This window comes from Pseudomonadota bacterium, assembly GCA_030859565.1.
Classification (GTDB): domain Bacteria; phylum Pseudomonadota; class Gammaproteobacteria; order JACCXJ01; family JACCXJ01; genus USCg-Taylor.
In genome coordinates, this window is sequence record JALZJW010000190.1 from 1 (window position 1) to 5,398 (window position 5,398).

General features: G+C 61.3%; 4 protein-coding genes. 1 reads left to right on the forward strand and 3 read right to left on the reverse strand.

Annotated features, from left to right (window positions below):
- From M3436_18830 to M3436_18840, 3 genes are all read right to left on the reverse strand, one after another.
- Nucleotides 1-1,864, reverse strand: a 1,864-nt coding sequence (locus M3436_18830) for an ABC transporter permease (GenBank protein MDQ3566052.1), incomplete at its 3' end; no start/stop codon positions are given.
- On the reverse strand, nucleotides 1,861-2,565 hold the full coding sequence (locus tag M3436_18835) for an ABC transporter ATP-binding protein (GenBank protein ID MDQ3566053.1): 705 nt from the start codon (nucleotides 2,563-2,565) through the stop codon (nucleotides 1,861-1,863). The genes M3436_18830 and M3436_18835, both read right to left, overlap by 4 nt.
- A gap of 92 nt (nucleotides 2,566-2,657) precedes the next feature.
- Nucleotides 2,658-3,263 carry an isochorismatase family protein gene (locus tag M3436_18840; protein ID MDQ3566054.1) on the reverse strand — a complete coding sequence of 202 codons (606 nt, stop codon included), beginning with the start codon at nucleotides 3,261-3,263 and terminating at the stop codon, nucleotides 2,658-2,660.
- A gap of 242 nt (nucleotides 3,264-3,505) precedes the next feature.
- Here M3436_18840 and recJ point away from each other — a divergent pair, with 242 nt between their 5' ends.
- Nucleotides 3,506-5,236 (forward strand): single-stranded-DNA-specific exonuclease RecJ, encoded by a 1,731-nt coding sequence (recJ, locus tag M3436_18845; protein MDQ3566055.1) that lies wholly within the window; start codon nucleotides 3,506-3,508, stop codon nucleotides 5,234-5,236.
- The last annotated feature ends 162 nt before the right edge of the window (nucleotides 5,237-5,398 follow it).

Consider the following 5,398-nt stretch of genomic DNA (forward strand, 5'->3'; position numbering starts at 1 on the left):
GCGATAAACCATGACGGTAGGCATAGGCCTCGGACACCAATACCACGTCCTCTCGGTCGAAAACCCTCCAGATGTGCTCAGGATCTCCGCGCTGGAAACGAAAGCCCGCGCGCGATTGTGAGCTCAGCTCATAAGCGACCAGTTCCGTGATCTCCCCAGGGTCTTCAATAAAGATACGGCGAGTGGTAGACACCGACGCGACGCCGGGCGCGGACCTGATGCCCTTGACCAGCTCCGGGCCTAACGCCGACGCACGCGCCCTGACCGTGGGGCCGGGGACAAAGACATACAGATCCGCCCCCAGCAAATTAGCGAGCCAATCGGAAACCGATAGGCGAAAATCGCTGATCATTAATCCCATCCCCACGGTTGTAGCAATCGCGAGCATCAAGGCCGCAACGGCGACAGCGGTGCGGCTGAGCGCGGCGGTGACCGAGCGCAACGCCATGCGTAGAAGCATGCCGACCCTAGGCGACAATAGTTTTCCAACGCCATGGATGATGCCTACCATCAGCCCTGGCGTGAGCAGCGCGCTCCCGAAAACGATGGCAAACAACGCCGCGAACGCCGTCACTAAGCCCCCGCTCGGGATCCCTAATGACAGCGCGCCGAATGCCGCAATCGAGACCCCAACCCATCCCGCGATGGCGACTTTGCGGCGGCTTCGGATCTCCTGGTGAGAGCGCGCTAAGGAAAGCCCCGGCAACATCGCGGTTGCTTCGTAGGCGGGGAGCGCGGCCGCGATAAGCGTCGTTCCCATGCCGAGGGCAATGCCTTTCAGGACAGTTGCGCTCGCGAGAGAAAACTGCCTTACCGCTAACACATAGTAGACGTCGTTGATCGTTCTCGTCATTAATTTGACGAGCGCGTCAGTCATCCCTAAGCCCAAGGCAAGCCCCAAGACCGTTCCGGCGCTTCCCAAAAGCGTCGCTTCCGCGAGAATCCACCCAAACACCTCCCCCCGCCGGACCCCGAGCGTGCGCAATGTCCCTACCAGGTCCCGTTGCTGCACGACCAGAAAGCGCATCGTGTTAAACACCACAAACCCGCCGACCATGACGGCTAAAAGACTCAAGGCGAGGAGGTTCGCTTGAAACGCGCGTGTCATTCGCGCAACTGCCTGATCGCGGGTCCGGGCGGAAATCACGGCCGCGCCGGGAGGCAGCAAGCGCTGGATATGCGCGAGGACGGTCTCGGTTCGCGGCCCGGCGAGGATGAGATCGATATGGCTTAGGCGTCCCGCCATGCCAAAGAGCTCTTGCGCCGTGGCAATATCGGTAACCAGCAGGTCGTCATAGGACCCCTGGTCTAAATCGCCGATTTCGGTGAGCCAACCGACCACCCTGAGCCGATGCGCCGCCGTACCCAAGTTTATATCCAAGTGATCGCCAACTTGGATCCCCAGGCGCGTTCCGCTCGCACGGTTAATGAGCACGCTTGCGGTTTGGGTAAAAAACTTGACCAGGCTGGCCGCGGAGGCCGTATTCTCATCAGCGGTCCGTAGCGCACGAAAGCTCAGTTCCGAAAACGGATCGATGCCCAGTAGTTGCATCGTCTCGCCCGGATAATCCGCGAGCGACACGTGATCCTCCAATACCGGCGCCGCCTGCCGGATCGCAGCGCTGATCTTTAATCGAGTAAAAAGAGATTCTTCGAGACCACTAGGTCCGCCGATGATGCGATGGGTAGCCTTCCCGACGACCGCTTGAGTGGAAAGCGTGAAAGCGCGATCGGCGCTGGTCCGAGCCGTGTCGATGGCGACCACCACCGCCACTCCCAAGGCGATTCCGAGCACAGCGAGACCGAGCTGCCAAGGATTGCGGATCAAAAAACGCAAGCCCGCGCGCCATAATATCGAGGTCACGATGCTGATGTCGATGCCGTCAGCCGTCCCTCTCCTAGACGATAGATGCGGTCGGCGACAGCCACCATTTCTTGGCTGTGCGTGACCATAATTAAGGTCTTTCCGGCCTCTCGAACCGTTTCTTGCAGCAGGTTCAGTACGGAGCGCCCGGTCTCGAGATCGAGATTACCGGTCGGCTCATCGGCCAGGATCACGGCGGGATCGTGTATCAAGGCCCTGGCGATGGCGACCCGTTGCTGTTCGCCGCCCGAGAGGCGATCAGGAAAGCTCGACCCGCGCCCATCGAGGCCCAGCCGTTCCAGAAACTCCATGGCCTTGGTCTGGGCCTTGCGGCCCGTGATCCCATTGAGTTCGAGGGGTAACAGCAGGTTCTCTTCGACCGTAAGCGTCGGGATGAGATTATAGAACTGAAATACGAATCCAATATAGCGGCGCCGAAACAGCGTGCGCTGCGTATCATCGAGCGCGTGCAACCAAATCTCGTCGAACCGGACTCCGCCTGCCGTCGGGAGGTCGATGCCACTGATGAGATTAAGCAGCGTCGATTTCCCCGAACCGCTCCGCCCGGTCACGGCCAAGAACAGCCCTTGGGAGAACACGGCGTTCACACCTTGGAGGACTACGCGCTCGGAGCCGCCTTCGTGATAAGTCTTGGTGAGATCACGCAGCTCGATAAACGGTGGCTTAGGCGCCCTATGCACAGTGGCGGGTGCAGTGAACTAAGGATGCGATCGCGGGCGTCCGATCGCGGTGTCGCCCTGGTTTAGGCGCGCGCCCCGCGGATTAAACCCTGTCAACGCAAAAGTTTCGCGATGGTTTTGAAATGCTCGTGTTGCGAGTCGCGTAGCCACTCGAACACCACGGACTCGGCGCTGAGCACCGCTACGCCGGATTGTTGCATGCGCGATAGGGCATTCTGGTAATTTTCCAGCTTACGCGAGCACAGCGCATCCTCGGCGACGAACACGTCGAAACCCTGGGCGCGGAGGTCAATCGCCGTCTGCAAAATGCAAACGTGCGCCTCCATCCCCGCGAGCACGACCTGTGGCCGAGCGGCATTCCTGACGGCGTCGAGAAAACCGTTGGCTTGCACGCATGAGAACGAGGTTTTCTCGAAGCGTTGCACGCCGCTCGGAAGGTGTTCGATGATCCGGGGATCCAAGGGGCCTAGGCCTTTCGGGTATTGCTCGCTGGCGAGCGCCGGGATCCCGAGTGTTTTGGCAGCCTCCAACAGCAAAACGGTATTGTCGACCACGCGATTAAGGACCTTCGTCGGAATCGTGGCGCCGAGTTTCGCCTGGATATCGATTACCACCAACTGACTCTTGGCGGCTTCGCAGAGCAACGCCGCGCAGTTCGTTTCCGATGGAGTACTGTCTATGCTACTTGTCCGGTTCATAGGATTTACCCTTGCTGGTGCATATCTCATATTCTGGGTCCCCTCCCACGAACTGTAATAAAATGACCTAAAAATTCACGAACGCATTACTGTTGACGGCGCCCGTGTTCGCTGGCATCCGATCCAGCAATTAATAGAGCACAACCCAAGCTGCTTGTATAGGGGTTCGCGGGGCGCCGTACCGAACTCTGCTCCGCGCTACAGCGCTCGAATCCTATATTACACCGTACGCTTTCAAAACAATGGAAAAGCGGATAGTCAGACGCATCATCCCGGCGGCGGACGGCCTTATGAGCGGCCTGCGGCCCGTGTTGCAGCGTATTTACCTCGCGCGCGGCGTGCGTTCTTCCGAGGAATTGGACTATTCGCTCCCCCGCCTTCTTCCCTACCGTGCGTTGGGCGGCATGCCTCAAGCCGTGGAGGTGCTCGCCGGCGCGCTTGAACGCGCCGAACGCATCGTCGTGGTTGGCGATTTCGATGCCGATGGCGCCACCGGCTGTGCGCTCGCCGTGCGCGGGTTACGGGCATTGGGGGCGGCAGATGTGTATTATGTCGTCCCCAACCGCTTCGAGTATGGCTATGGTCTCACGCCCGAGATCGTGGCGATCACTCTCCCGTGCCGGCCCCAGGTTCTCGTTACCGTCGATAACGGCATCTCCAGCATCGACGGCGTCGCCGCGGCCCGGCGCGCGGGTGTGCGGGTCGTGATCACGGACCATCATCTGCCGGGACCCGCGCTGCCTGAAGCGGATGCGATCGTCAACCCCAATCGGCCCGGGGATCTTTTCCCGAGCAAGGTCCTGTGCGGTGTCGGCGTCATGTTTTACGTGCTGACGGCGTTACGCGCTCATCTGCGCGTCTCGAATTGGTTCGCCGGCAAGGGAATACCGGAACCGAACCTCGCCTCGTTCCTGGACCTCGTCGCGGTCGGCACCGTGGCCGATGTGGTCCCGCTCGACCACAACAACCGCATTCTCGTGGCTCAAGGGCTGGCCCGGATCCGGGCCGGGCGCTGTGTCCCCGGGATCCGCGCCTTGGTGTCGGTCGCGGGCCGCGATTTAGGGCGGCTGTCCGCGCGTGATCTCGGCTTCGCGGTTGCGCCGAGGCTCAATGCCGCGGGCCGTTTGGCGGACATGTCGCTTGGGATCGAGTGCCTCCTCGCCGAGGACGAACGCACGGCCAAGGAGCTGGCCGCGCGGCTCGACGGGCTCAACCGCGAGCGGCGCGACATCGAGGCCAAGATGCACGCAGAGGCGATCGGATCGCTGGCAAGCCTTGGGTCTCGGGAAATCAATGAAACGGCCTATGGCGTTTGCCTTTTCCACGAGGACTGGCACCAGGGGGTGGTGGGGATCGTAGCCGGCCGCATCCGCGAACGCATCAATCGTCCCGTGATCGCTTTTGCCTTGGCCTCGGGAGATGAAATCAAGGGTTCGGCGCGCTCCGTCGCGGGCGTGCATGTCCGTGACGCGCTCGATGCCGTGGCCGCGGCGCACCCGGGGCTTATCAGCAAGTTCGGAGGGCACGCCATGGCCGCGGGAATGGTGTTGCGGCGCGCGGACCTAGCGGCGTTCGCGCGCGCTTTCGACCTGGAGGTCGAGCGGCGAATGTCACCGGAGACGCTACGCGATGTGGTCTATACCGATGGCGAGTTGGGTGCAAGCGATTTAGGATTGGAAATGGCCGAAGCCTTGGAGCATGCCGGTCCCTGGGGCCAAGGCTTTCCCGAGCCGCTGTTCGACGGTGAATTCGATCTGCAAGCCCCGCGAGTGGTCGCGGACCGGCACCTAAAGTTCGTCCTGCGGTTTGATCAAAGCACGCATTCCGTCGCCGGCATCGCTTTCAACGCCCTGGAGGCGGGCTGGCCCCTGGAAGCGCGGCGAGTAAGGCTCGCGTACCGGCTGGCGATCAATGAATACCAGGGCTCTCGCAGCCCGCAACTGATCGTCGAGCACGCGTTGCCGTTGCCCTGACCAAAGCGGGCCTGTCCGGGCGCTACGCGGTGGAATCAGTATTTTCTAATTCAAAGATGAGTCTGAAAGAAGGTAGTAAAGTCTGGCCTCCTAGGGTGAGAGAGTACTGGCCTCAGGGGATAGCTGGGGGCGTCGGGAGGCTGGGCTGTGCGACGACTGTGC

What these genes read in the sequence shown, in the direction of transcription:
- recJ (MDQ3566055.1), top strand. Translation starts at nt 3,506, where the DNA reads ATGGAAAAGCGGATAGTCAGACGCATCATCCCGGCGGCGGACGGCCTT.
- M3436_18840 (MDQ3566054.1), bottom strand. Translation starts at nt 3,263, where the DNA reads ATGAACCGGACAAGTAGCATAGACAGTACTCCATCGGAAACGAACTGC.